Origin of the sequence: Bradyrhizobium centrolobii (assembly GCF_001641635.1) — a bacterium.
GTDB lineage: Bacteria > Pseudomonadota > Alphaproteobacteria > Rhizobiales > Xanthobacteraceae > Bradyrhizobium > Bradyrhizobium centrolobii.
Genome location: NZ_LUUB01000079.1, coordinates 477,501 through 501,376, shown reverse-complemented (window position 1 = coordinate 501,376; position 23,876 = coordinate 477,501). Strand labels below are relative to the sequence as shown.

The following is a 23,876-nucleotide window of genomic DNA, read 5'->3' as shown; positions in this document are numbered from 1 at the left end:
TCCAACCGGGCCTCGCAACCGGCCACACCCTGGGCGGTGTTGCCGGTTCTGCCGAAGCTAGAGGACCACGCTGACGCTCGCCTGACAGACAGCTCCTGCGACATCTCTCGGGCACCCGCGAGCGCACCAACTTCGCGTTGCCTTGCGCGGTCGACTGCGTTAAGCGACACAAATTCCAAGCTTGGAAGGGTGGCCGAGTGGTTTAAGGCACCGGTCTTGAAAACCGGCGTGCCCGTAAGGGTACCGTGGGTTCGAATCCCACCCCTTCCGCCAGTATGTTGTTCTCCTCTGTTCGCAGTCGTTCGGAATCCACAGCAAAATCAGTGACTTGCGCCGAAAGGCTGTACTTCGCAGTTCGTCGGTGTTCTTCCTAGTCGGGTCACGTACCGTAGTTTTTGCCCGTGGGTTCGGAGGACGGTTTTCCCGGAGGAACAATGGCTGGAAGACTCAAACCACTCGACGTAGAGCGCCAAACCAAGCCCGGAAAATACCCCTATGGCGATGGGCTCTACTTGATCGTCACCGGACCAACATCGAAGAGCTGGTCATACAGGTATTGGAAAGACGGCAAAGAGCGCTGGCACGGCCTCGGGTCCTTGAAGGAGGTATCCCTAAAAGATGCGCGGCTTGCCCGGGATGCGGCCCGGCTGCGCGTGAAAGGCGATCGCAGCACCGCCGGCGTGGACATAGTGCAGGAGAGGCGAAAAGCACGCGAAGAAGCGAAAGCCGTCGAGTCCAAGGTGGTCTTGTCGACGTTCGAGGAATGCGCGGAAGCCTACATCCGGGCGAACTGGTCGACCTGGAGCGAGAAGCATCGCGATCAGTGGCCGTCCTCCCTCAAGCGCTACGCCTATCGCACCATCGGCAAGCTGACGATCCCGGAGATCAAACCGAGCCACATCCACGACCTGCTGAAGCCGATCTGGGTGGAAAAGCGGGAGACTGCGAACCGTGTCCGCGGCCGGATTGAAACGATCATTGCGAAGAACGTCGATATCGACGATCCGGACTTCCGTAATCCGGCCGAGCTTACAAGGCAGCTGCGCGAGAAGCTACCAAAGCGCCCCAAGCGGGTCGTTCGGCATCATCCGGCCTTGCCCTATGCCGACGCGCCGGCATTCATGAAGCTCCTTGCCGGCGCGCCCGGAACAGCTGCCGCCATGCTGCGCTTCTTAATCTTCACCGCTTGCCGCACCAACGAGGCCGTCGAAGGGCGCTGGTCTGAGATCGATCGGCCGGGCTCGACCTGGAAAATCCCTGGCGAGCGAATGAAGATGGACCAGGACCACTACGTTCCCCTGACGGATCCCGCGTTGGCGGTGCTCGACGAGATGCGCGATGGCCGCCAAGGCGAACTGATCTTCACCAATCCCGATGCCGGGGCATTCTCCGAAAACGCGATGCTCGCAGTACTTGATCGTCTAGGCTATGGACACGTGACGGTGCATGGCTTCCGGTCGACCTTCGCAACTTGGGCTGAGGAATGCACCGACTATCCGGATGGTGTACGTGAGGCCGCGTTGGCCCACAAGTACAAGAGCGAGACGACCGCGGCCTATCAGCGAGGCCAAAAGCTGGAAAAGCGGCGGGCCCTAATGAAGGATTGGGCCGCATTCCTCACCGGCGCCAATGTGGTCCAATTGGGTGACCGGGCAGGATAGGGCCGTCGAGCGGATGGCCCGCAGAAGACGCCGCAGACGTCACGGGACAACGTGACTGACTAGGGCGTGTACTCATCAAGCGTCTGGCCGACCGATGTCCGCTCAACCCCCAACAGCGGCGGAAAAGCGGACATCGGACGAAGTCGCAGAAGGGCCATAACCGGAAGCCAGCGAAATCTGTTGCCTCTTGGCGATCAGAACGCCGTCCCAACCCGGGGAACGGCTGGTCCATCATTCCCGTCAGCACTGTTCGCCGCCCATGCTTCCCATCGACGAATGCGCTGGTACAAGTATGACAATTGCATGGCACACGGAATGCGCCAAAGGTTGGCTGACCCTTATATTCGACATGAGTGGAACCGAAGATCGGTGCTACGCAACGCGGGTGGAGAAGAGCACCTTTTGCAGCTTCCGTACTTTCGCGCTGCAACTGCATCGATACTGCCATTTGCACTGACTCTCTTCCCTTACTCGCCGCGCTCATGTCGCGGGCAAGCCACTAAAATTGATCCGTTCGTGTCTATGAGGACTCAAGCTTGAGCCGACGTACATTTGGAATATCCGAGTTTGCGAGTGAGTTGGATCTCAGCGCGAATAGTGAAAGCAGATTCATATGTTAAGGCCGCCGTTCCGCACCGCCCGGAAGTATGGCGTTCCAATCAGCATGATGATTGAGTTAATATGGGCTCGGCGGCTCACGTGATGGAGCGCCCTGCCAGCGTCGGTAATCGTCTCCTAGCTGCATTGCCGTCGAAAGACCTCGCATTGCTCGCGCCGCATATTCAGAAGGTATCGCTTGAACAGGATGCCGTGGTAGCGCAATCGGGAGACCGACGCGACCATGTTTACTTTCCCCATAGCGGCGCCATCTCCTTCATGCTCGGCCTGCCGAACGGGGAAACGATTGCAACCGCCGTGATCGGGCGCGAGGGAGCCCTCGGTGCGCTCTCGGTGCTGGGGGGAAACCCCTCCCTGTCGTCCGTGACCGCGGTCGTGCGGGTGGGCGGCACCGCATCGCAAATCTCCGTAGTGCGTTTTCAAGCCGCCTACATGGGGAGCAGCGCCATCAGAAATGTAGTCCAGGCGCACACGAGGTCGATACTCATGCAGTTCCAGCACGTCGCAGCCTGCAATGGGCTGCACCCCGTCGAGGCCCGCATGGCCCGGTGGCTGCTTCACCTGCATGATCGGACGGAAGGCAACATCCTGTCATTAACTCAGGAGACGCTTTCGCAGTTGCTCGGGGTGCGACGAACGACCGTGACACTGGAGGTTGCCAAACTCCGCGCCTTGGGCGCCATCAGATCAGATCGGCGGGGCTTGATCGAAATCGATAGGGGGCGTCTCAAGCAAGCGTCCTGCGAATGCTACGACATCATGCGGCGTCAAACCGATCAGATCGTCCCGGATGACGCCGCGAGGCCGCGCCTGCATGTTGCGTCGGGCGACGAACCTCACGGTGGCTGAGCATTTTCAACCTTGCATGGTCGGTGAGGCCGTAACCGGCAAGAGCTATCGGCACTTGTTGTTTCTTTGTTATAAACAAAACCATTTCCATCCTGTGGATTCCGGCAAGCAGCGCAAATGCGGACATCGAGGGAGGTCCGAGTAGGGCCAAAATGCGAAGAACTCAACGTGAGCAAATCTAGTCCGGTACGCCCCATTGTCCGGACCTCGACGAGGCGTGTGGATACTTCGCTGATGGGCCAATAGGTGACATTCTAAGATGAAAGAGGCCGCCGACTGAGGCGGCCTTACTTCGCATTGTCTCTCATATGGGCTGCGAGCTTATCAAACTGGGTCGCTAGACCGACGAGACTCCGGGCAATGTTTAACAGCATGGCCGCGCGTTCCTCGGAAATGTTAGGCTGTCGCGCGAGGGATTTGTATTCGTTGGCGAGCGCTTGGCATTGGGATGCGGTTAGCATTTAGGATGCTCCCATAAGTATCCGCATCCCGTCAAACACCGCGGGCACCAGCCGCGATGCGGATCGAGGACGGGACCTTCTGATCGTAGTGCGCCGTCACAAGGACGGCGCCATGAGCAGCAGTGCTCAGGCCCTAGCATAGCGACACGCTGCATAAGCTACGGTACCTCCCACGCTGCCCGGACTGAGGCGAATACCCTCAGTCCTGTTTGGTCGAACGTCGGTGATGACGCTCCAGCCGCAGCTTTGCGCCTCTCATGCGTCCTCTTCGTCGAGTGCGTCAATTTTCTATGCCGCAGTGAAGCCAGCGACGAGCCTCAATAGCAGGGCGGATAGGGAGCGTATCCACAAGCCCGGCGGTAGCCATACGCTCCGTAAGCCGCAGCTCCCGCCGCTGCCGCACCATAGTAAGCCCGCCGATGCACCCTGCGATGAACGCCTGCTACGCTCATTGGTGTGAGTGGTCGCCCAACTCTCGCTTCAGCACGGTCAAGGGATACGGATAGCACTTTCGCCGGCGAGTAATGGGGCGACAACGGAGCTGCCGTAAAGAGCGCAGCAGTCACGATCAATCCAAGAAGCTTGGCATTTCTTGTCATGTTGTTCTCTCCCTTTAGGGCGATGATCAAACATAACGTGACATGCCGCCTTGCGTCTCGCCGTTGATCTGAATCAATAGGAACCAACTTCGAATGCGCCGCCCAGAATGGGGCCGAGGCCTTTACCGTCGTGGGACGGCATCGGTGTTGTGCATCACGGCAAAATCTGACACGGCGATGACCGCTCTGGGTCCATGAACGACAAAACTCAAAGTGAGCATAGAAGGTCTGCATTCGGGGTGGACAGCGGACAAAGCCTCTAGGAAGCGACTTCGGATTGCTTAGGGAGATTCATCGAAGAGGGACTCCTAGGTCGTCAACGCTTCTCATCAGTATCTCTGCCCCCGCCTCGGCGCGTCCGACGCAGCCGCTCGGAAACAGCTTCTCCAATCTGATCCGGCAAGCAGCCCTAGAATTTCATGACGATCGGCGATTTCGTAGCTTTCGACCGTAGCTATCGAAGTGAGTGCCAAGGAGTGCAACGAAATCAACGTAATATGGAGGAGGGAGTGTCCTCTGCAGGTCACCTGATTGTGCCAGATTGTTATTGCAGCTACGGCCTCGATAACGCAGTACCCACCCCTGGGCGCCCCGTGTGGTGATGATCGGCTTGTGGGCGCCGGCGCCGGACGTTAGGACATAACGTCTTTCATCTGAAGCGCGAGCAATCGATAATGCGCGCCTTTTTCGGTAACGCTTGTTGCCTGAAATGTTACGACCGGTCTCATGTCGAGCGGCTCGACCAAATGAACAAACACAATGCGGAGCAGTTTGGACGTACGCGTTGGAGCGGCCTGCGGCCTTTACGCAGACTCCAACAATTGTACTGAATCGTCCGCGCTCGAGAGCCATTCCAAAGCTTGCAAAGACCAGGTGAGCCTGATGCTGAGCGCGTCTGTTCGCACCGAATTGCTCAGCATGCTGAATGGTCTTGGGAGAACTAGTACCCCACCAGCACTCCACCAGGAGGGAAGTTGTGGGGAAAAAGACAAATATTATCAGTGGCTTATATGTATTTTTCGGTTGCGCCAAGCTTCCGTTCTGTGCTGTTCATTCGAACCGTTCGGAACAGAGGAATCGGGGTGATGGCGACAACTCCAACAGAAGCAATGAGCCTGAAGGGCCGCGAACAGCGTCCAATAGTTGCGAGCGTGAACGAAACGATGACGATGCTGAAAATTGGGCGCGAGAAAATCTATCAGCTTCTGAATTCGGGTGAGCTGGAGAGCTACCGCGAAGGCGGGGCACGGAAGATTTTGTGGCGCAGCATCGAAGCGTACGTTGAACGTCGGCTCAAACAGGAAGCTGAGCGTCGTGGGCGCGCGGCATAGACGGTGCGCACAGCACATCTGGGTCATGCGTCCGCCTCAGCCGAGTAATCACCCTACGCTCGCCGGCGGCTTTAGCGCGAGGGTGCGCTGAGCATGAGTTGGGTTCTTGTGTCAAAAGTGCAGAAAACGAAGGTGGGCTCGCCGAGCGCGAAGTCGTTGCTACTCGCCCTCGCAAACTTTGCCGATGACAACGGTGAACGTTGCTTCCCTGGGCAGAATGCGCTGCGGGAAATAACGGAGCTTTCCCTGGACACCATTCAGCGTCAGCTGAAGTATCTTATTGAGCGCGGGTTCGTTGCCGCGCTGAAGGAGCGTCGCGGCGGGCGTTGGGAGTCATGGGTCTACAGAATCAATCTCTCGACCCTGAGCGGTACGGCCGCAATAGGAGGCTCGCGCGACCAAGCCGCATCGTGCGGCTTGGATGGCACAGGCCAGGCCGCACCCTGCGGTATGGATCGGACCGCAGCGTGCGGCACGGCCATGCCGCACCCTGCGGCACCACCGGGCCGCAGGGTGCGGCTTTATCCTTCCAGCCATCCTTCAAAAGAACCTGAGAGGAAACCTGCGCCCGCAACCCAAATTCCCGATGATTTCAGATTAGACGAGCAAACCTACGCCTGGGCGATCGAACGGTTGGGCGGAGATCGAGATCGTGTAGAGCGGTCAGTGAGACGGTTCGCGGACCACGCTCGACATAAGGGCTCGGTGAGCCATGATTGGATGGCTAAGGCTCGGACGTGGTTTGATTACGAGGTTGATCGACGGCAGGAGGCTCATTCGTTGCCGCTGCCTCTGCTCGCATTCAAGCAAATACAGCGATAGGCGATACTCTGCCTGGTGATCATGAATGGGACACGGCTCTCGCGAGCTTTGTCAAATTCGGGCGTTGGACGAAACACGTCAACCTCTTCGGGCCTGATCCATCGTCGCCTGCGTGCCGTGCTCCCCCACATCTCCTGATCCGGTACGGACTCGCTGTCGAACAGAGCGGAACCACCGCCCCGCTTGATATCGTTCCTAGCTAGTAGAAGAGAGTTGCCCGATGGGAGAGAGTGTCCAGCTACGGTCGAAGCACTCGTCGGGCGCCTCTGTTGCTGCTGTTGACTGGAGCTCGCGTCTGCTAGCCTGTTTCACCCGTTTTCGCCTCGACAAGTGGGACATTGAGACACTTGGGTGAGACATAAGGTGCAAATAGCTCGGTTATGGCACTGGGATATTGGTCTCCAGTCGCTTTTCGGTCTCTAAATGCCCGTGCTTGAGCCGTGCCATTTGCAAATGGCGTTTCGTGAGTCGCGACATGAGACACCCGAACGCTTCGGTTGATGCCGCGCAGATCGAGCCCGCTAAGTGGGAATGAGATCGCAGGGGCTTATGGGGGCAGCTTCAGCCAGCCCACAGGCACCGACAAACAACTCCACCCACATACAATCGGCCGTCCACCTGCGCTAATCCAAAAATACTCCGTGCTTGTCGTCCGCCTCGAGTTCGGCGCCGAATACGTCCCTCATGGCCAGGTCAAAGAAGCGATCAAGTTCATCGCGTACAAGCATCAGCCGACCATCTATTCGCTCCAGATGGTAACGCCGGTACCCATTGCTGCCTTCTTGGCGCAAAACCGCGGCCAACCTACCAAGATTTTCCTGCATATCCGTTGCCTTCCATCCCGGATGTGGGGCCGGATTCCAGCACGTAGATTTGGCGCAGTTACAATTGCGATGAAATGGTTCTATCGGCAAGTCGTAGTCGACATGCCGCCTCGCAGTCGAGTCGTGAAACAGTTCACGGTTGGTGGCGGATCATGCAGCGCCGACGCCGGGGCGGCTTGGGGGACCTGCACGGTGATTGGCTCCTGCGGGCGGGATGCGGCGCGCGGTGCCGCAGCTATGTTCTCCTCGTAATCTCGTTGAGCCTTCCGCTGCGCGTTTTCGAGAACGATGTCATCCGCCGCGAGTTTCTTGCTGATGTCGATGCCGCAATGAAGCCGTTGGAGCATCAGTAGCCCAATGCGAGTCATTCCCCGATCAGGCGGGCGTGCGCCTGAAATCACGACTTGTTCCACTCGCTGTATCTCTGCGCAGACATGAGCGGGCCAACTCGCCTTTGTGGCCTCGTTCAGGGGGGGGCCGGTTGCACCGGCCTGGTCGTCTTGACCGAAGTCCCGAATAACGAGAGGTCCTCCGCTGCCTTCGTTGGAGTCAGAGACAACAAAGCCACAACACTAGCGATCATGACTTCCTTGCTGCTCATTTCATTCTCCAACCCGGGGTGACGACAGCAAAACAATCGAGAGAAGTGGTTTTGGCGGGGACCGACCAGGAGCCGCAGGCACCGCCAGCAACTTTGTTGGTCACTTCTGGCGTCCCCAGCGCCGTCGATTTGCTGGGTACGATTGTAACTTAAAAGCGGTCGCCTTAAAAGCGACAAGTCGTCGAAATGAGCCTTGTGAAAAGGACTCACAAGGGACCTCTGCGGGACATTTTGGCGCGAAACATGCGCCGTCTTCGGGCTGTGCGGGGGCTCAGCCAAGAAGCCTTGGCCTATGAATGTGGGATCAACCGAACATACCTCAGTGGCGTCGAACGATCAGAGCGAAACGTTTCGATCGACAACATCGCTCGCATCGCCAAAGGGCTACATGTCTCTGCCTCTAAGCTGTTGGAGGAATAGGGCCCGTAAATTGCTTGATCCGCTTGCGGATGGATGGAGTCGGGTCTTAGCCTCACGGTGTACGACGACAGGTCCTGCCGACGGGCATCCGCGCACATTCAGGTGCCCGTCGTCTTTGCCGTTAGGCCAAGCGGCACGGGGCTCCTCTACACTGGCGGAGCTACACGATTGATTTGAATCTATTTTCGAGCCTAGACAAAAAATCGGCGTGAGCAGCTACGGTCGTGAGCTACGGATTGCGGCTCCCGAGCCGGTGAAGATCGGGCAGGGCACTTCGCTTTGCTCGCGAGCCGCATGCCGACGCACCGATGCGAAGCTGCCGAGCGCTCGCGAGAATTACCTCACTGACCGAGAGGATTTTTGACGCCTCGAGAACAGCAAGGGCGCCCTAGGGCCAGCCAGCAGCAAGCGGCGAGGATGAATTCGGATTGCGCGCAGTGATAGCCCGCCCCGCAAACCGCTCGTCGGGCAAACCGGGGCCTGAAACGGCAGCTTCTGGGCGCAAAGCGGACGTTTGGCCGGACACGCATGTCTCAGAAGGGCCAATACCGGACTCATGCAACGCAGCAAGTGTTTTTCTATTCGATCACCGCATCTGCGCTGGCTACTAATTCTGCGGGTATTTCGAAAAGCTGCAGGCGCTTAAGCTCTGAACCCGCATCAAGGCAGCCGAGGCGACCCGGGTCGGCCATCGGCCAATGCCGGATCGTCCCGAAAACGACCGGAAATTCAACCCCTTGGCCCTCCGACGTTGACGATCGTCGAGCCTTCGCATTCGAACTGCATCAGTTGACTTCGATATTCAAAAGGCATCGAATACCCGATCGTTGAGCCGGCAGCCCGGCCCGCGAATTCAACAACCAACGAGGGGCCACAGGGAGGCGAGCCATGTGCTTTGTCGAAGCTGATTGGCATTTGCATGGACACCATCTGCACGGACACAATCTCTCTCGACGCGACATCCTAAGCGCAAGTCTCATGACTGGGGCAGCGAGTGCGGCTTCGCTCTTCTTCCCCGGTGTAGCCTATGGCGCTGAGACAGCGGACAAGAATGGTGGTCCCGGCACAGCTGGCGTGAATTTCAAGTGGTTCGGCACTGACGGCTGGGAAATCAGTTTCGGCAACCGGACAATCCTCTTCGATCCGTACTTTCAGCGGATTCCGACCGGTTTCTTTGCCGGAAAGTTCAATCCGACGACTCCGATTCAAGTGAATGAAACGGTGATCGACCAGCACATCAAAAAGGCGGATCACATTCTGATTGGTCACGGCCACTGGGACCACATCGCCGATATTCCCTTTATCGCCAAGAAAACAGGGGCCATGGTCATAGGCTCGGAGACTCACGCCAATCTCATGCGCGCATACGGCGTTCCGGAAGGTCAGATCGTCCAGGTCAAGGGCGGTGAGAATATGAAATTCGACGGCTATACGATCGAGGTGTTCCCGAGTCTTCACTCAATGGGGCCAACCAAGAAATTCGCGGTGCCTGGTCATCGCATCTCTGTACCAGAGCTGCCGAAAACGGTAGGCGAACTGCCTGAGGGCGACACTCTCATCTATCTGATCACCATCGGCGGAAAATTTCGTGTTTTCCTAATGAGCAGCGCCAACTATGTGGAGCGAGCACTCAATGGCCTGAAACCGGATGTGGCACTGGTCGCGTCGATCTTTTCAAATCAGATTCACGACTTCACCCCGCGACTGCTTGATGCACTCAATCGTCCGCCACTGATTCTGCCGACCCATTGGGACAATTTCGAGCGGCCGTTCTCGGACGGGGCGCACGATTTACGAGACGTATTCGGCGATGCGGGGAACCTCGATCTGTGGGTGAGGGACGTCAAACAGCACTCCCCCAACACCAAGGTCGTGGTTCTAGACTTTTTCCAGTCCTATGCCGCTTAGTCGCTAGCGAAGTTTGATATCGGCTCGTGATCCGCTTGGGCTTCAAAAGCGCGAGTGTTTAGCTGCTGAAGACGACTGCCGTTTGCGCATCACAGCAAAATTGGCTGCTGATGTCGGCATCGGGTCAAAGTGCGACTCGGCGGGGAGGGGAGCTTTTGGCGCAAAGCGGACTTTCGGTCGGACCGGCAGTTCTCAGACGGTCAAGAGCGGACCTACACTCAAAGGCCCTGAAGGCCGCCACTCTCAACGTGGATGCACAGCTTCACCAGGGCATTTCCTTCAACAAGTCACGTGCAGGGGCAACGGTGCGCAGGCGAGCGCGCTTCGAACCGCCCATGCAATCGGACCGTTGGGTTTGATATCAAGCGATGGATGGGCGATTCACGAGCTGCGCACTTCAGCTAGAATGCTGAGGGGGGGGCCCGCGGCACGCCAACTATCAAGCCCCTCTTTCTTCCCGAGGCGGACCCATCAGGGCAGGTTGGAACAGCACCGCGGCCGACATGGTGCACACCAGGGCCAGCGCCATCAATTTGCCCATGCTGGAGGTGCCGGGATGGTTGGACATCCACAGACTGCCAAACGCGGTAGCTGTCGTCATGGCGCTAAAGATCACAGCGCGAGTGAGGACCGATTGCAGAAGGGCGGTCTTTCCCGCCCTCCACGCCATGACGTAGTAGATTTTGAATGCGACACCGACGCCCAACAACAGTGGCAGGGCAATGATATTTGCGAAATTCAGCGGAAGCCTGAAGACGACGCATAGTTCCAACGTCACGACGCCCGCGACCAGCAGCGGTACGAGTGTGAGCAGGACATCTCCGATCCGACGCAGTGTGATCCACAGCAGCACGGCGATCGCGGACAATGCGAAAATCCCGACCTCTACGAAGGCGCGAACGACCGTATTCCCTGACTCGTAAAGCGCCACTGCCTCGCCTGTCGCATTCGGCTCAATCGCCAGCACAGCCGTCACGAAATCGCGCAAGGCGGGGGTATCATCAGGATCTGCTTTCGGCAGCACCCGTACCCGCGCACGCCTGTCAGTAGTGATCCATTCCGCGGGCAATATCGCGAGGAACAGTTTCCGTGGTGATCGGCTGTGGGTTGAGCTCTTGCCTCAATCGTTCGAGCAAGTTCCGCAGCGGTTCAGCAATTGTGGTCTCGGCCTTCTTCCGAAGCGCAGGACCGGCACTCGCGAAGCGCGACAGCGCGCCGGAGAGCCGCCTGGCAGCATCCGCTCCCAGTCCTGGCTCGGTGCCGGCCACGTCTGAAAGCAAATCGGCCGTGGAGATCAGAGACGCGATGGTCTCGTCGTCAGTCGGAGGAGGATCGACATCCCGGGGATCGAGTGAAGGGGTGATCGTCGCGGCCAATTCGCGAATGAGGTTGAGCTTTTCCTCTTGACCGCCAGGCACCAAATTGCCGAGCGTGAGTACCTGCGAGACCTCGGGGAGTTCGGACAGCCGTCGCGCAACCACATCCGCTGCAGCCAGGCTCGGCGCAATGATTTCGATGGAATTGACCTCCGTCTGCGGGTCCTTCCGCAGCTCCAGAAGGGCCGCGACCGATTCGACCTTTGAACTGCGCAGATGCAGCGGATTGAAGTCGAATGGCAGGAACAGCAGGAGCGGCGAGGCAAGTGCGACGGCCAGAATCGTGAAAGCCACAACCGCCGTCCGATGCTGCTCCAGAAATCTATCCAGCGGGGCGAGTGCCGTAAACCCAATCGAATGTGACTCCCCGTGCGGAGTCAAGATAGCCAACAGCGCTGGCAATACGGTGATGCTTGTGAGGAAGGCGATGATCATCCCTGAGCCGGTGATCTGCCCGAGCTCCGACAGACCACGATAGTCGGTGGGCAGGAATGAGGAAAAGCCGAGCGCGGTGGCCGCTGCAGCAAGCGCCAATGGTCCCCCCGCTTTCACTGCCGTGTTGTGCAAGGCGGTGCTCAGTTCTTCGCAGTCGTGGCGTTCGGCACGATAGCGGATAGAGAACTGGATGCCGAAATCGATGCCGAGTCCGACGAACAGGACGAAAAATCTGGCCGAGATCAAATTCAGAGCGCCAACCAGGAACAGCCCCCACGCAGCAGAAATTGCCAAGCCCCTGGTGATGCTGACGACCACAGCAAATATGATACGCGCCGAGCGCAGCGCCACCCGCATGATGGCCAAGACCGTGAGCAGCGATATCGTGCCGTTGAGCACGGCGTTTTGCTTGATAGTATCAAATTCATCGTCAGCGATTGGGATGAGCCCTGTCAGGCGCACGCGTGCGCCATAGTCTGTTGCGAGATTCTCGCTCGCGGCGGCCTGCCGGATCGCACCGGTGGCGGCAGGGCCGGGCTCAAGCGCGCCGAAATCGAGCCTGGGCTGCACCTCGATCAAGCGCCGCAAGTCAGACGGTTCGGCGGGTTTGTCGCCGACCAATGCCCGCCAGGAAAAGGTTGCGAACCGGCCCGCGAGGATGGCTTCGGTCGTCTCAGCGGCCATGGTCAGCGCGCGTGCCATGTCGTCGAGTGTGACCTCTTTGCGCCGCACGCCAGCGAGACCGAGCGACAGCGCATCGAGCGTTCCTCGCAGACTGGGGTCGGCGGCTAACGTCCCAATCAGGACGTCCGCACGCGTCAGCCAATCCGCCTCTTTCTTGAGCTCTGCAGTCGGCAGATACAGCAGCCCGTCGCGCTCAAAAAAGCTCCCGCCCTGCGGTTGGCGAACCGAGGGGAACAGCTCGGGACTGGCTTCGAGCACCTGCTGGAGCCGGTTGGCCGCCTGCTCGACGAGTTCCGGTGTCGGAGCGTCGACCACGACGAGGATCTCCCGTTGCGGAAACGCTTTCAGGAAGGCCTTTATCCGCTGGGCCCAGGGCAGATCCGGCGAGATGAGTTCGTTGACATCAGTCTTGATGGCGAAGTGCCGCTCGGTATAGCCGGCGGAGAACGCCGACAAAGCCAGTGCGAGAGCGATCACGTACCATGGATGGCGCGTGCAGAAGTCGGTGACGCGAACTATCGCTGATCTGAGCATCGAGCTCGGCTGCTTGATCTACGCCATCTCTCGGTCAAGGCCCGTCGCGGAACAGCTTCCCTTCACTAACCGGAGATTGATTTGAAGGCTGATCATACGACCTTTCGTTCGCACTTTGCACCTTTTGCCATTGGCAGGTCAGCGATAACGCGCTTTATGAACGCTCCAGGTAGCGGCTGTCCAAGCCGCCAATAGGAATTTCGATGCTCGGGCCTAGCTCTGGCTCGCGTGCTTGCAAGGCAGGTAGCCCTAAGCCCGGGCCAAGCAATCGACGGCAGCGAAGCAGCGCATCGAACCCGGTCCACGCGTCCAGAGCAGTCCGAAGCAGCGTCGGCAATTCGCCAGGCCGCCTCAGTATTGCGTGGATCAGTGCGGCGAGATCGATCGTCCCGTTCGCACGCACCGCAGCCAAAGCCGCAGCAGGGAGCTCGCGGGTGACCGGATCCATGATCACGCGAACGGCGGTCACGGGGAGATCGCGTGCTGCGGCGACGCTCGCCACGACGTGGGATTCATTATCGACTGCCAGCGCACCGGTGCTCATATGCAGCAAGTGCTTCGCCTCCGGATGCGCCGTGACAGTTGGCACGCCGGAAATTGCGCCATGAATGGCATCAGGGATTAGTCGAAGTAACGCCTGTGACCAGTTTCGGTCAGTTGCGAGCTCGATCGTCTCCGCGACGATCGTGGACCCTACGATACATGTACCTGAGCGGAGGCCAGGCGAAAGGCCGCCCGCGATGCCAAAGCTCATGAGACCGCAGCAATCCCCGGCAATTGCGGATGCGAGAGACTCCGTGAGTGTGCTGCCATCACCACCGCAGATCGCGTGCGTGTACCGGTCCGCAGCAATCCGCGCCTCAATTGCGAGTCCCGTGACTCCAATCACCGCTGCCAAGAGACCACTCCCAGAATGCCAAGCCGGCCAGTGCTCACGATAAATCGCAGGTGCCAAAAAATCGCAACGCGCTGCGCAAAGCTCGCACACGGATATCGGCGTCAACACATTCCAGAAAACACAGAAATGTTCCGCTCGAATGTCAAATCGCAAATGAGTAATCAGTTATTTTGTGACGGATAAGTCAGCTTTGCTTGTTGTTTCTTCGTGATAAAATGACGCCTTGTGGGCGCGGACCGTAGCGAACGTGAGATCGTGTCGGAATCAATGACTGCGCACGCGACTAGCCAAATTGTCGACGTCTCGGGAATTGAGCCGCTGCGATACGCGTTGCGTCTCGAAGTCGTCGCGCGTGGCGACTTGCGGTGCTGTCCGCGCTGGCAGGTCGCATTCGCGAACGAGCGCAAGGATCATCGATATTACGAACTGGTCGAGGATACGCTTCATCCCGAGTTCGACTATCGGTACTTCGCCGTCAAGGACACCGTAGGTCAGGTTTGTGCCGTGCAGCCCTTTTTCCTACTGGACCTGGACTTGCTGGTTGGAGCGAGCCCGCGGTTTGGCGTGCCCATCGACGCCATTCGCCGGTTGTGGCCGCGCCTGATGCGAGCTCGCACGCTGATGGTCGGTTGCGTCGCCGGTGAAGGCCATCTTGATGGCGATGAAGCCTGCCATCGTGCTCGCGCCGAGGTGCTGGCTTCAGGGATTGCGGGACATGCTCATAGGCTCGGGGCACAGTTGATCGTATTCAAGGAATTCCCGGCGCGATACCGATCGGCCCTCGACTGCCTGATTGACCACGGGTTCACGCGCATCCCGAGCCTCCCCATGACCAGGCTTTGCATTGATTACGCAAGCTTCGAGGAGTACACGAAGCGCGCGCTCAACAGTGCGACCCGCAAGAAGCTACGCAAGAAGTTTGAGGCGATAGAACGAGCCGCCCACTGGAGATGAGCATCATCAACGACGCAACACCGGTGATCGCGCAGGTCTATTCGCTGTACCTCCATGTTTATGAGCGTTCGAAGCTGCACTTCGAGAAGCTGACGGAGCAATATTTCTGCGACCTGGGGCGGCGGATGGGGGACAAGGTCCGCTTCTTCGTCTGGCGCCAGAGCAAGCGGATCGTCGCATTCGCAACGTGCATTGTGCATGGCGACGCGATCTATGCGGAGTACATAGGCCTCGACTACAAGGTCGCCTTCGATCTGCATCTCTATCACCACGTGTTTCGCGACATGGTCAGCTGGGCGATCGCCAACGGGTACAAATCGTTTCGCAGCAGCGGACTGAACTATGATCCGAAGCTGCACTTGAGGCACTTGCTCGATCCACTCGACTTATACGTTCGGAACACGTCAGCGCCGATCAACGCGTTATTGAAGCACATCTTGCCGGCGATCGAGCCAACGCGATACGACGAGACGCTTGCGAAGTTTCGCAACTATCAGGAGCTCTGGGGCCGCCGGGACGGCAGCCCAGGTCCTACAGCTCGTTGGACCTCCTGAAGGGGACTGGTCGCGAGATCAGCGTGCGTCTGGATCGGGTCAAGAGCGCCGGTTTGACGGATAAGCCTTCACTTCTGGTCTACCCGTCTACCCTGAGCAGTAGACGTTGGGACGGGCCGTCGGCACTTCTTCGAAGGGGCGAACGCGACGTCGGCGGGGCGGCCGCTTCTCGCGCAAAGCGGACTAAGAGGCATTCTCCACTGAGCAACGGATCGCCGCTCCTCCAAACTGGAATAGCCAAGACGTCGGACAGTCAGTAATCTCCGGCAGTGCGCTTGAGGTTCGCGTGAGAAGCTACGGTGACGAACTACAAATGGACCCGCCCAAACTTGGGACTACGTTCGACACGAAGGGGGCAGGGCAGTTCGCAATCCGTCTCGCTCGCTAACAGACTGCACACTTGCGATAATCTCCAATTATCGAAGTTGTGGCCGCTCTTGGTGAGAAGCAGACATTTCGTGCACGCGACCGTCAGGCTGGGAAGGCGCATAGGCCCAGCGCCGGACTCCTGGGCCGGACTCCTGGGCCTGAGCAAGGCTGGTGAACCACGGCTCGACAGCAGCCAGCACACCCATGAAGCTGCTCGCTTTTAGGAACTTCCGACGCCAGCGGCCACGGGCGAACAAGTAGTCACCAAAAATCCCCTGATCGACGTGATCCATATGGAGGAAGCGATCGGAGGCGCGATCGTCAAAGAAGGCGTCGTTGATATCCTCGCGGATGATACCCGTTCCCTTCTCGTCGCCGCAGCCGAAGAGGTTGGCGCAGGCGTGATGGTGATCGTGAGCGTGTTGGTGTGCGTGTTCGAGCTCTGACATGACGACCTTCGCAATAGTCAGCCCATCAGCAGGTTACCGGTCACCTCGCGTCCCATCGTCGTGATCTGATCTTTAGTCAGGCCGGCCTTCATCAGGTCAGTGACGAACAGTTGCAGCCCGTCGGCCGGGCTCGGATTGCCAGTCTGACCCAGATCGGTCGCGAGAATGAAGTTTTGCGCGCCAACTTCCTTCACTGCGGCGGCGGTCTCCTCCACTTTCACTCGCCGCCAGTTCCGCATCCACTCCAAATGCGCCTCCGGTCCCATCAGTGGACCCATCGCGCACAGTTCGAGCTTCGCGCCCATCGACGCGGCCTTCTTCATTTGCTCGAAGCTCATGTTGACAACCTCGAACTGAGCATGGGTGACGACCATGCGATCCACGCCGGCATCGCGACCGGCCTCGATGACAGCGAGGGCCTCGCTCGTCGATAGATGCCCGGTCTGAACAACGAGCTTCTGCTGGGCGCAGATTTTGAGCACCTCGCGCACTGCCGGAAGAACCTGTCCATCAGCGTCGAGCACCTTGATGCCTTCCGGCGCGTCCTTGAAATGCTTGACATGATTGTCGGCATCGAAGGTGGGAAACCACACGACGCGGCCGAAGCCACCCTGCATGCGCCACATCCAGTTAACCGCATCCGGATTTATTCCGCCGACCGGTGAATTAAGGACTACTCCGCCGAATATTTTCAGGCCGGCAACGTGCTTGCGCGCGAACCAAGCCCGGTCGGCAGTCTGCACGACGTGATTTTTGAGAACGAGCGAATCCAGCCCGCGCTCCTTATAGAGGGCCGCGACCTCCTCATCGTCCAGCGACCGGCCGAAGACGTCGGGCGCCGCGTGAACATGCGTATCCATGAGACCGGCGATGGGGTTAACCGCCGGCGGTGGCGGTGGGAAGACTCGAATTTGCGCGAATATCTCACGCGGGTCGACAACTGTCGCCAGCCCGGCACCGCCGACGATCGCAACCCCAGCTTTGAGCAGCGCGCGCCGCGTTGCATGGTCGTGCTGCTGGCCGTCATGAGCGCAGCCCACGTGGATCCCTCCGGGCACACGCGGCCTTCCGCAGCTATCAGTGAATTTCCATCTCTGGAGATAGGACCAGCTCATTGTGATCCTCCGTTGCTTTCACCGAAACGTTCCGAGCTGCAGGAGCAGCGCGAGCCTGCGAAATATAAATGCTGGCGGCGTAGGCAAAGGAGCGGCGCCGGGATTGCCAGTCAAAATGCCTCCCCACGGCACGGTCGCTGCCCGCTCCATCGCGAAGATTTCGGCACGTGCCGCTTCAAGGGCAGCTAGCGAGATTGTACAATTTTTCTCGCCCGTTTGAGCCGCCATCCTAGCGCAGCTGGCCGGCAAGGTATACCCGTCGAAATCACCGAAGAGCTTGACCAAGAGGCGAAACAGCGACTCCGTCAGCAAGGCTGCAGCAATGTCGAACCCAAGATTGCCAATGGCTATCGTCACGGTTGGTTAGAGCAGACCCCTTTGACAAGGGATCGTGACGGCCGCTCCAGATCTCATTCCTCCTCCGCTGATCCACCAATTGAAAGCGGCCCGGTTTGCTCAGACAGCTGACGAGGTAACGGCTTAACGCGTTGTTCCGCTCGGGGCCGTAGCCGGAGGTACCAGCTCTCGGCGCTGTTCGGCGCTACCGCCTGATCCGATTCCGCGTATTGCCGTCGCGCTTCACAAGAAAGAGCTGCTCACTCTCGAAGCTTCTCGCTCATGCTGCAGTCACATTGGCGGCGTTAGTCCATCCCGACCGACGCGCCAGGCGCGACCCTGCAATGTTCCATCGGACTGCTTGGCCGCGATGATGAGGACTTTCGCGCCAGGCTTGAGATCGCTCTTGTCTCCCGGGCCGTAAGCGACGATGGGTGCATCGGCGGGGACGAAGATTTTCTTCTCGCCGTCCTTGTATTTCAACGTCAACGTGCGCCCATCAACAGCCGCAGCGATCTGTTCAACATTCGCGTTCGTCATCGTGCTCTGGGGCCGAAGATCCCACGGATAGTGTCCTTCACCAGTCCCGCGCATGGCCTCTGGGAAAATGTGTACTTCGAGTGCGCTCAAGCTGCCGTCGGCCTTGGGCATGGCGGTAACGCCCACGAACGAGCCCTCCTTGATATCGGAAAGCGACGCCTTGACAACGCCGGCGATCTGCGGCTTTTCGGCAAGCGTCACCTTTAGTTCGGCTCCATCGCGTGTCTTAACCACGTAGGTAGCGCTATCGATGACGCCTTCGATAGTGCCACGCACCCGTACCGGCGGAGCCTCCTGAGCCCATGCCACGGGCGCCGCCAGAATGGCGGCAAAACTAATCATTCGCAGCAAATACGCTGTCGTGCGAGACATCGCTTCCTCCCTGATGATTTGGAGCAACTGCTTTGGCAGCTGCCAGGATGACCTCGACGACGCGGGTCAATTCCATCTCGCGCGCCAGGGATTTCGAGGAACTCCGCCGATCCCTGCGGCATTTGATAGCTGCCAAACCTAGATTACCACAGTTGCCCATGCGGGAACTAGGAAGCGCGGCGTAGGCAACCCTCGGCGGGCCGGGGTTTCGAAGGGGCGAGAGAGCCGGTCCATCCGCTTGATGTCCAGGTTCCCCATTGGATCAACGCCGTAGCGATGCTTGCGGTGAGGGTTTGAAATCTGCGGCCGCTGAGGAGACAAGAGATGTTTCGTTCGAGATCATCGGTTCCCGGGATCGACGCCGAACTGCTGGCCAAGGACGCTGTCAAGCTCCTGCCCGAGCCAACCCGTCGCGCCTTCCTGCAGGCCGGCGCAGGCGTCGGCGCGCTCGTCTTTCTGACAGGATGCGACATCATCGATGGGCCGTCGGCTGAGAATGCGCTGCGCATCGTGTCTCGCTTCAATGATCGCGTGCAGGCATGGTTGTTCGACCCGAACCGACTTGCACCGACCTATCCAGAAACCGCGATCACGCGTCCTTTCCCGTTCAATGCGTATTATCGCGAGGAGAATGCGCCCGATATTGACGAAGACGATTACAAGCTCTTGATCGACGGTTTGGTCGACGACAAACGGACATGGACGCTCGATCGGCTGTACGCGCTGCCCCAGGAGACGCAGATTACCCGCCTTATCTGCGTCGAGGGCTGGAGTGCGGTTGGAAAATGGACGGGAACGCCGCTCAGCGAATTTCTCCGCCGGATTGGCGCCGATACGCGGGCAAAGTACGTGCATTTCACCTGCGCCGAAGGCTATTCGAGCTCCATCGACATGGCCACGGCGCTGCATCCGCAGACGCAGATGACCTTCAAGTACGATGGAGAGGTCCTGCCGCCGAAATACGGTTTTCCGATGCGCGTGCGCATTCCGACCAAGCTCGGTTTCAAAAATCCTAAGCACGTCATCGGGCTTGCCGTGCTCAACAACTATACCGGCGGCTACTGGGAGGATGAAGGTTACAACTGGTTTAGCGGGCTTTAAACCGGAGAGGCCGCCAACACCTGTGGTGTTTCAGCGAGCTTGCTCGAAAACTGATGTCGGCTTCGGGTCTTGGTTGTGTGAAAACGCGCCGGCGCTTAAATTGCAAAGAAAGGTATTCCATTTGTCGCCGCTTCTGAGATTACGGAGAGCATACTGAGCTCCAATACCGCGTAACGTGAGAAGTAGATTCTCCACGCTTCGTCAATTTTCGCGTTTTCACACAGCCTGGGTCATTTTCGACCCGGTCAGCCGGCTTTATCTGCTAGCCGCTTCCGCTTCACCGTGAGCAACTGACGTTTGCCGCAGGTCCGCATAAACTCTACTTTTTGAAAGATGTTTCGCCTGCAAGGCCGTAACGGCAAAAGAGTAGCCGACGTGCAAAAAAGGTCGTGTTCTGTAGCCGGTGGGGCGCTTAGGACAGGGCTCGGCTTTATTCGTCCTTCCATTTTATCGAGCAGCCAATAGACGCCTTTTGGTCAGCCGGCGCCACACCGGTGGTCGCAATCGCACGCATGGCCTCGACAAGCTCTCGGGGCGCCCCTGCGCGAGGCGGAGTTGTGCGGCCTTCGTCGAGCCGGCCGCGATACTTGAGCTTGCGGTCGGCATTGTAACCGAAGAAGTCCGGCGTACAGACCGCTCCATACGCTCGAGCGACCGTCTGAGTCTCGTCGTGGAGATATGGAAACGGGAAATCATGAGCTTTCGCGAAACGATTCATATTCTCAAATGAGTCTTCGGGATAGCTCGCCGCATCGTTCGAGCAAATCGCTGCAAAGCCGACGCCCTCCGACATCAGCACACGGGCGTCCGAAACCATGCGGTCGATCGCCGCTTTAACATAGGGACAATGGTTACAGATGAAGACGACGACCGTGCCTTTTTCACCCGCAACGTCGTCCAGAGCGTAAATTTTGCCATCGGTGGCCGGAAGCCGGAACTCCGCCGCCGGCGTATCAAGAACGACTTGGGTAGCTGTTGTCGCCATATCGCACCTCCTTGTGCCCAAATATATGCTGACGACGGCCTGCCGGGGCAGAGTTCCCAAAGCCTACTCGCGAGTGGCGTCACGTCAGCCATTTCTGGTCTACCCCCCTGACAGCGGACGTGGAAAGAAGTGTTGAGGTTGGTCGGGCAGGGCCAAAAGCGGCCTGTAGCTCGCAAACCGGTCTTACACGCGCGACAAGTTGTTTTTGCGGTTCCGGAACTGCGCCAGATCAGCAAGGCTGGCTTTGGCTCGATCTATTCTGCGAATGGCTTCTGCCTGCTGCAGGCAGAAGCCGGAGGTCACGCCGGGCGGCCTGCACCTCGCGCAACGCATGATCGATTGCCTCCGCAACATTGTCCTTTTCATTTGGGTCTGAATGGACTCCGGCCACGGCGCGGCGGACGGACGTGCGTTGACCAACCATTGAATTACTTACTCCAGATGATGTGTGTCCGAGCCCGGCGGCCCCTTTGTAGCAAACCTGCCGCTGTGGCTTATCTATGACCCACGTACGAGTTCTGCTTGGCAACCGCAGGCGCACAGGTTCCAGCTGGCTCGGAGTTATACCACGAAATCAAAATTCGACGGTTATCGCCTGCTGTTGCAGCGGCAAGGTGATCGCATGCGTCTGATCACGCGAGGCTGTTATGACTGGACAAAGTTGCTGGCGGTGAGGCTCTACCCAAGCAATACCCCCGGCGATAATCGTCATCTGCTCCAAGGAGGGGGCTGGAAAGCCTAGCCACTCTTGACTCACGCCGGCTTTAATCGCTGCGACAATGACATTGTCGCAGGTGCTCAGAATGACTGCGCCGATTGCGAGGCCATAGGTAAGCCAAGGGCAAGCGACTTCGGAGTTCGCAACTATGCCTCGCCCTTAATGTTCAGCAAGCCAGCATCTTCAGCAAGCCAGCGAGTTTTCGAGCTTGTCGCGCGCACTCAAGGAATGCATCCGAAAGCGCCGCGGGTCGGCCGTGCGCCTCGTGCTCCCAATGGTCAGCCTGACGCTCTAGCTCAGCCGCTTGATCTTCATCGCGAACCCTATCGAGCCGAGCCTTAACCTCGGGCTCTGTTGCGCGAGAGTCCGCTATCGACTGCTGCGGTGGCGCATGCTGTACTTGGATCGGAAGAACCGTCGTCAAGTGCTGGAGGACGATCTTCTTCAAGAGAGCAAACAGTTGCTCGACCTTCCCGAGTTCCTCGTTGTTCAGGCCCGTAATACCAAGAGTTGCGGGGCTGGTGTCCAGCTTGATGTGGGCGCAGAGGTCACGCACTTCATGGATGTAGTTCTCCAGGCTGCGGCCTGAGATGCGTAAATTGCGATATTCGGCCTCGTATGGTGAAAGGAGTCCTGGGAGACCTGGCCACTTCTTGCCAACCTTGAATTCCTTTTCCAGAACTTTGTAGACCGATAGATATCGGTAGGGGAGCGGCAAGGTCGGCTGTTGAGAGTCGCTCAGGAGCTTGAACATCTCCCTGCGGCGACCGTCTTTTCAAAGAGTACGTGAGCTCGCTTAAACCCCGCTTCGTGGTCCGCGATCGAGATGCTTGCAAGCCTCATCGTAATCCGGGGTTTTCCTTCTGAATCTCCGTCCGTGCTGATGGACATCCTCCCTTGGCCAAGCCATAGGTACTCGATCTGCTCGTCTGTCGCGAGCCGTAAGGATGAAAGCATGTGCTCGACAAGCTGAGATTCGATCAGTCCTTGCTGGTGTATTGACCATCTCCTCCAATCATCTCCGAGCGGACCATCTCGGGAGTTGAGGCGCGTCCAATCACCGTTATCCGAAAATCACCGATACCATCGACAGTGCACCTGTGCGGCTACAAGATCTCTTGTCCCGTCATCGACGTATGCAGGAATTAGAGGAGCGAGAGGAGTGTAGTTGTATTTCGCCATGATCTATCGTGCACTGGAGCTCGCCGAACAGGCGTATGAGGCCCATGGGCTCCCGTACGAGGGCGGACTCTCGAAGATGTCGAAGTACCCTCCCAGCCGCTTCAGGTGGGTCTACGATGAGGCCGGGAGCGCCGATTATTGCGTGAAGGTGCTCGATACAGAAACCGGCCGCGTGGTGGTCTGGCCTTATTTCTAGACTTGAGCCTGTGGCCGGCCGTACATCCCTCGGAGCAGCGATGTCAGGCCGGCGAGCGAGGCTTGCATACCCGGGAAGTCGCCACGGAGACGCGCGGCCTCCAGCTCTGCGTTCAGTTTGCCTTCCTGCACGGCGTAATAGGTCGGGCTCATGGTCCTGTCCTCCATGTCGAGCGGACATGGTGACCGATTCGCCTGTCCCACGACACGGGACGACTACGGTGTGGACACCCTTGACGTGCGCAAGCGACCGAGTCCGATCCGGCGCCATGGGGCGGGATCAGCACATCATCGACGAACTCGGGCGCATGGAGCGCATCTGCCTGGATTTGGCGAAGGAGAGCAGAGTGCCCGGGGAGGGCGAGGCGCTGCGCGAACTCGCGTCCAACTAGGGCCGGGAAGTGGCACTCCTGAGCACGTGGCTAGAACCGTAGGTTACGATCGGAGTAGGCGAAAAAGCCGAGCGATTTCAAGGAAGGTTGACAGACACCCCTTCCGCCAAAACTTCAGATAAATCAAATATTTATTTAAACAATCGGGCTTAGGCACAAATCCTCCAATCGACGATGCGGGCCTAGAGATTGAGGGGGCACGCACCAAAGCGGAAATGATCGGGTTCGGCGTGACGGCCGCCGTGGCTCTCGTGTTCGCATGCGGCCTCAGAAAATCACCTTCGGCGACGTGCGCTCGTACCACCGCTGTGGCGACGAGATAAGGCTGTCAGATCTCGGGCCGCGGTTCGTTTGCCAGGCTTGCGGCCAGCGCGGCGCCGACGTGCGGCCCGACTTCAATTGGAACCGGCCTGTGGCTCCTGCGATGGGGTACCGAAACACGCCATGAGCAAAGGCTCGGGGCGGCCTTTTGAATATCCGATAGAGCCTCGGTAGGCGCAAGCTGGTTCCGCTGCGCGACGCCGGCGCGTACATTGCCGCGCCGCCGAACAAGGAGCACGATGATGGTAAACCGCCGTGGAGGCGCTGATCCT

At 58.7% G+C, this 23,876-nt stretch carries 21 protein-coding genes and 1 tRNA gene; 12 read left to right on the top strand and 10 right to left on the bottom strand.

The window, feature by feature from the left end; translation table 11 throughout:
- Positions 1–183 precede the first annotated feature (183 nt).
- From AYJ54_RS28625 to AYJ54_RS28600, 5 genes are all read left to right on the top strand, one after another.
- Positions 184–273: transfer RNA gene (locus AYJ54_RS28625), tRNA-Ser, on the top strand.
- 161 nt (positions 274–434) lie between these two features.
- A complete protein-coding gene (locus AYJ54_RS28620; protein WP_063704188.1) occupies positions 435–1,661 on the top strand; it encodes a tyrosine-type recombinase/integrase in 1,227 nt (408 codons plus the stop codon).
- Positions 1,662–2,363: 702 nt separating this feature from the next.
- Positions 2,364–3,128, top strand: a complete 765-nt coding sequence (locus AYJ54_RS28615) for a Crp/Fnr family transcriptional regulator (protein ID WP_082905903.1) — start codon at positions 2,364–2,366, stop codon at positions 3,126–3,128.
- A gap of 2,145 nt (positions 3,129–5,273) precedes the next feature.
- The gene (locus AYJ54_RS28605; protein ID WP_082905901.1) at positions 5,274–5,519 is read left to right on the top strand and encodes a helix-turn-helix domain-containing protein; all 246 of its coding nucleotides are present in this window, start codon (positions 5,274–5,276) and stop codon (positions 5,517–5,519) included.
- Between the two features lie 93 nt (positions 5,520–5,612).
- Positions 5,613–6,341, top strand: coding sequence for a helix-turn-helix domain-containing protein (locus tag AYJ54_RS28600; protein ID WP_063704184.1), 729 nt, complete (start codon positions 5,613–5,615; stop codon positions 6,339–6,341).
- Positions 6,342–6,964: 623 nt separating this feature from the next.
- Here AYJ54_RS28600 and AYJ54_RS28595 read toward each other — a convergent pair.
- Positions 6,965–7,165, bottom strand: a complete 201-nt coding sequence (locus AYJ54_RS28595; RefSeq protein ID WP_063704182.1) for a hypothetical protein — start codon at positions 7,163–7,165, stop codon at positions 6,965–6,967.
- Between the two features lie 787 nt (positions 7,166–7,952).
- On the opposite strand from AYJ54_RS28595, the gene AYJ54_RS47910 reads away from it, so the two are divergent.
- On the top strand, positions 7,953–8,186 hold the full coding sequence (locus AYJ54_RS47910) for a helix-turn-helix domain-containing protein (protein WP_201724270.1): 234 nt from the start codon (positions 7,953–7,955) through the stop codon (positions 8,184–8,186).
- 888 nt (positions 8,187–9,074) lie between these two features.
- Entirely contained in the window at positions 9,075–10,094 is a 1,020-nt protein-coding gene (locus tag AYJ54_RS28590; RefSeq protein WP_082905891.1) for an MBL fold metallo-hydrolase, read from the top strand.
- 439 nt (positions 10,095–10,533) lie between these two features.
- On the opposite strand, the gene AYJ54_RS53765 is transcribed toward AYJ54_RS28590, so the two are convergent.
- The 3 genes from AYJ54_RS53765 to AYJ54_RS28580 form a co-directional block, all read right to left on the bottom strand.
- Complete coding sequence (locus AYJ54_RS53765) at positions 10,534–11,118, bottom strand: hypothetical protein (protein ID WP_347337234.1); 585 nt, start codon at positions 11,116–11,118, stop codon at positions 10,534–10,536.
- 19 nt (positions 11,119–11,137) lie between these two features.
- The gene (locus AYJ54_RS28585; RefSeq protein ID WP_347337233.1) at positions 11,138–13,123 is read right to left on the bottom strand and encodes an MMPL family transporter; all 1,986 of its coding nucleotides are present in this window, start codon (positions 13,121–13,123) and stop codon (positions 11,138–11,140) included.
- A 154-nt stretch (positions 13,124–13,277) separates the two neighbouring features.
- Positions 13,278–14,012, bottom strand: a complete 735-nt coding sequence (locus tag AYJ54_RS28580) for a phosphorylase family protein (protein ID WP_245329160.1) — start codon at positions 14,010–14,012, stop codon at positions 13,278–13,280.
- A gap of 276 nt (positions 14,013–14,288) precedes the next feature.
- Here AYJ54_RS28580 and AYJ54_RS52835 point away from each other — a divergent pair, with 276 nt between their 5' ends.
- Both AYJ54_RS52835 and AYJ54_RS52830 read left to right on the top strand, forming a co-directional pair.
- Positions 14,289–14,975 (top strand): hypothetical protein, encoded by a 687-nt coding sequence (locus AYJ54_RS52835; protein WP_245329153.1) that lies wholly within the window; start codon positions 14,289–14,291, stop codon positions 14,973–14,975.
- Positions 14,972–15,529: a GNAT family N-acetyltransferase gene (locus AYJ54_RS52830; protein ID WP_245329152.1), complete on the top strand. Its 558-nt coding sequence runs from the start codon at positions 14,972–14,974 to the stop codon at positions 15,527–15,529. The genes AYJ54_RS52835 and AYJ54_RS52830 overlap by 4 nt, the downstream gene beginning before the upstream one ends.
- Before the next feature lie 416 nt (positions 15,530–15,945).
- Here AYJ54_RS52830 and AYJ54_RS49845 read toward each other — a convergent pair whose 3' ends face one another.
- The 3 genes from AYJ54_RS49845 to AYJ54_RS28555 form a co-directional block, all read right to left on the bottom strand.
- Positions 15,946–16,347, bottom strand: coding sequence for a hypothetical protein (locus tag AYJ54_RS49845; RefSeq protein WP_136623989.1), 402 nt, complete (start codon positions 16,345–16,347; stop codon positions 15,946–15,948).
- Positions 16,348–16,364: 17 nt separating this feature from the next.
- Positions 16,365–17,462, bottom strand: coding sequence for a DUF6282 family protein (locus AYJ54_RS28565; protein ID WP_136623988.1), 1,098 nt, complete (start codon positions 17,460–17,462; stop codon positions 16,365–16,367).
- Between the two features lie 627 nt (positions 17,463–18,089).
- Positions 18,090–18,710, bottom strand: a complete 621-nt coding sequence (locus AYJ54_RS28555) for a DUF5666 domain-containing protein (protein ID WP_063704298.1) — start codon at positions 18,708–18,710, stop codon at positions 18,090–18,092.
- 324 nt (positions 18,711–19,034) lie between these two features.
- Between AYJ54_RS28555 and AYJ54_RS28550 the strand changes: the two genes are divergently transcribed.
- Entirely contained in the window at positions 19,035–19,811 is a 777-nt protein-coding gene (locus tag AYJ54_RS28550) for a molybdopterin-dependent oxidoreductase (RefSeq protein WP_063704173.1), read from the top strand.
- Positions 19,812–20,241: 430 nt separating this feature from the next.
- Here the strand turns inward: AYJ54_RS28550 and AYJ54_RS28545 are convergent, their stop codons facing one another.
- Both AYJ54_RS28545 and AYJ54_RS28535 read right to left on the bottom strand, forming a co-directional pair.
- Entirely contained in the window at positions 20,242–20,796 is a 555-nt protein-coding gene (locus tag AYJ54_RS28545) for a thioredoxin family protein (RefSeq protein WP_063704171.1), read from the bottom strand.
- An 884-nt stretch (positions 20,797–21,680) separates the two neighbouring features.
- Complete coding sequence (locus AYJ54_RS28535; protein WP_063704167.1) at positions 21,681–22,268, bottom strand: hypothetical protein; 588 nt, start codon at positions 22,266–22,268, stop codon at positions 21,681–21,683.
- A 426-nt stretch (positions 22,269–22,694) separates the two neighbouring features.
- Between AYJ54_RS28535 and AYJ54_RS28530 the strand changes: the two genes are divergently transcribed.
- Positions 22,695–22,892 (top strand): hypothetical protein, encoded by a 198-nt coding sequence (locus tag AYJ54_RS28530; RefSeq protein ID WP_063704165.1) that lies wholly within the window; start codon positions 22,695–22,697, stop codon positions 22,890–22,892.
- On the opposite strand, the gene AYJ54_RS50870 is transcribed toward AYJ54_RS28530, so the two are convergent.
- A complete protein-coding gene (locus AYJ54_RS50870) occupies positions 22,889–23,044 on the bottom strand; it encodes a hypothetical protein (RefSeq protein WP_161491918.1) in 156 nt (51 codons plus the stop codon). The two genes, AYJ54_RS28530 and AYJ54_RS50870, sit on opposite strands and share 4 nt — an antisense overlap.
- Positions 23,045–23,160: 116 nt before the next feature.
- Between AYJ54_RS50870 and AYJ54_RS53545 the strand changes: the two genes are divergently transcribed.
- The gene (locus AYJ54_RS53545; protein WP_283808713.1) at positions 23,161–23,283 is read left to right on the top strand and encodes a hypothetical protein; all 123 of its coding nucleotides are present in this window, start codon (positions 23,161–23,163) and stop codon (positions 23,281–23,283) included.
- Positions 23,284–23,876 lie beyond the last annotated feature (593 nt).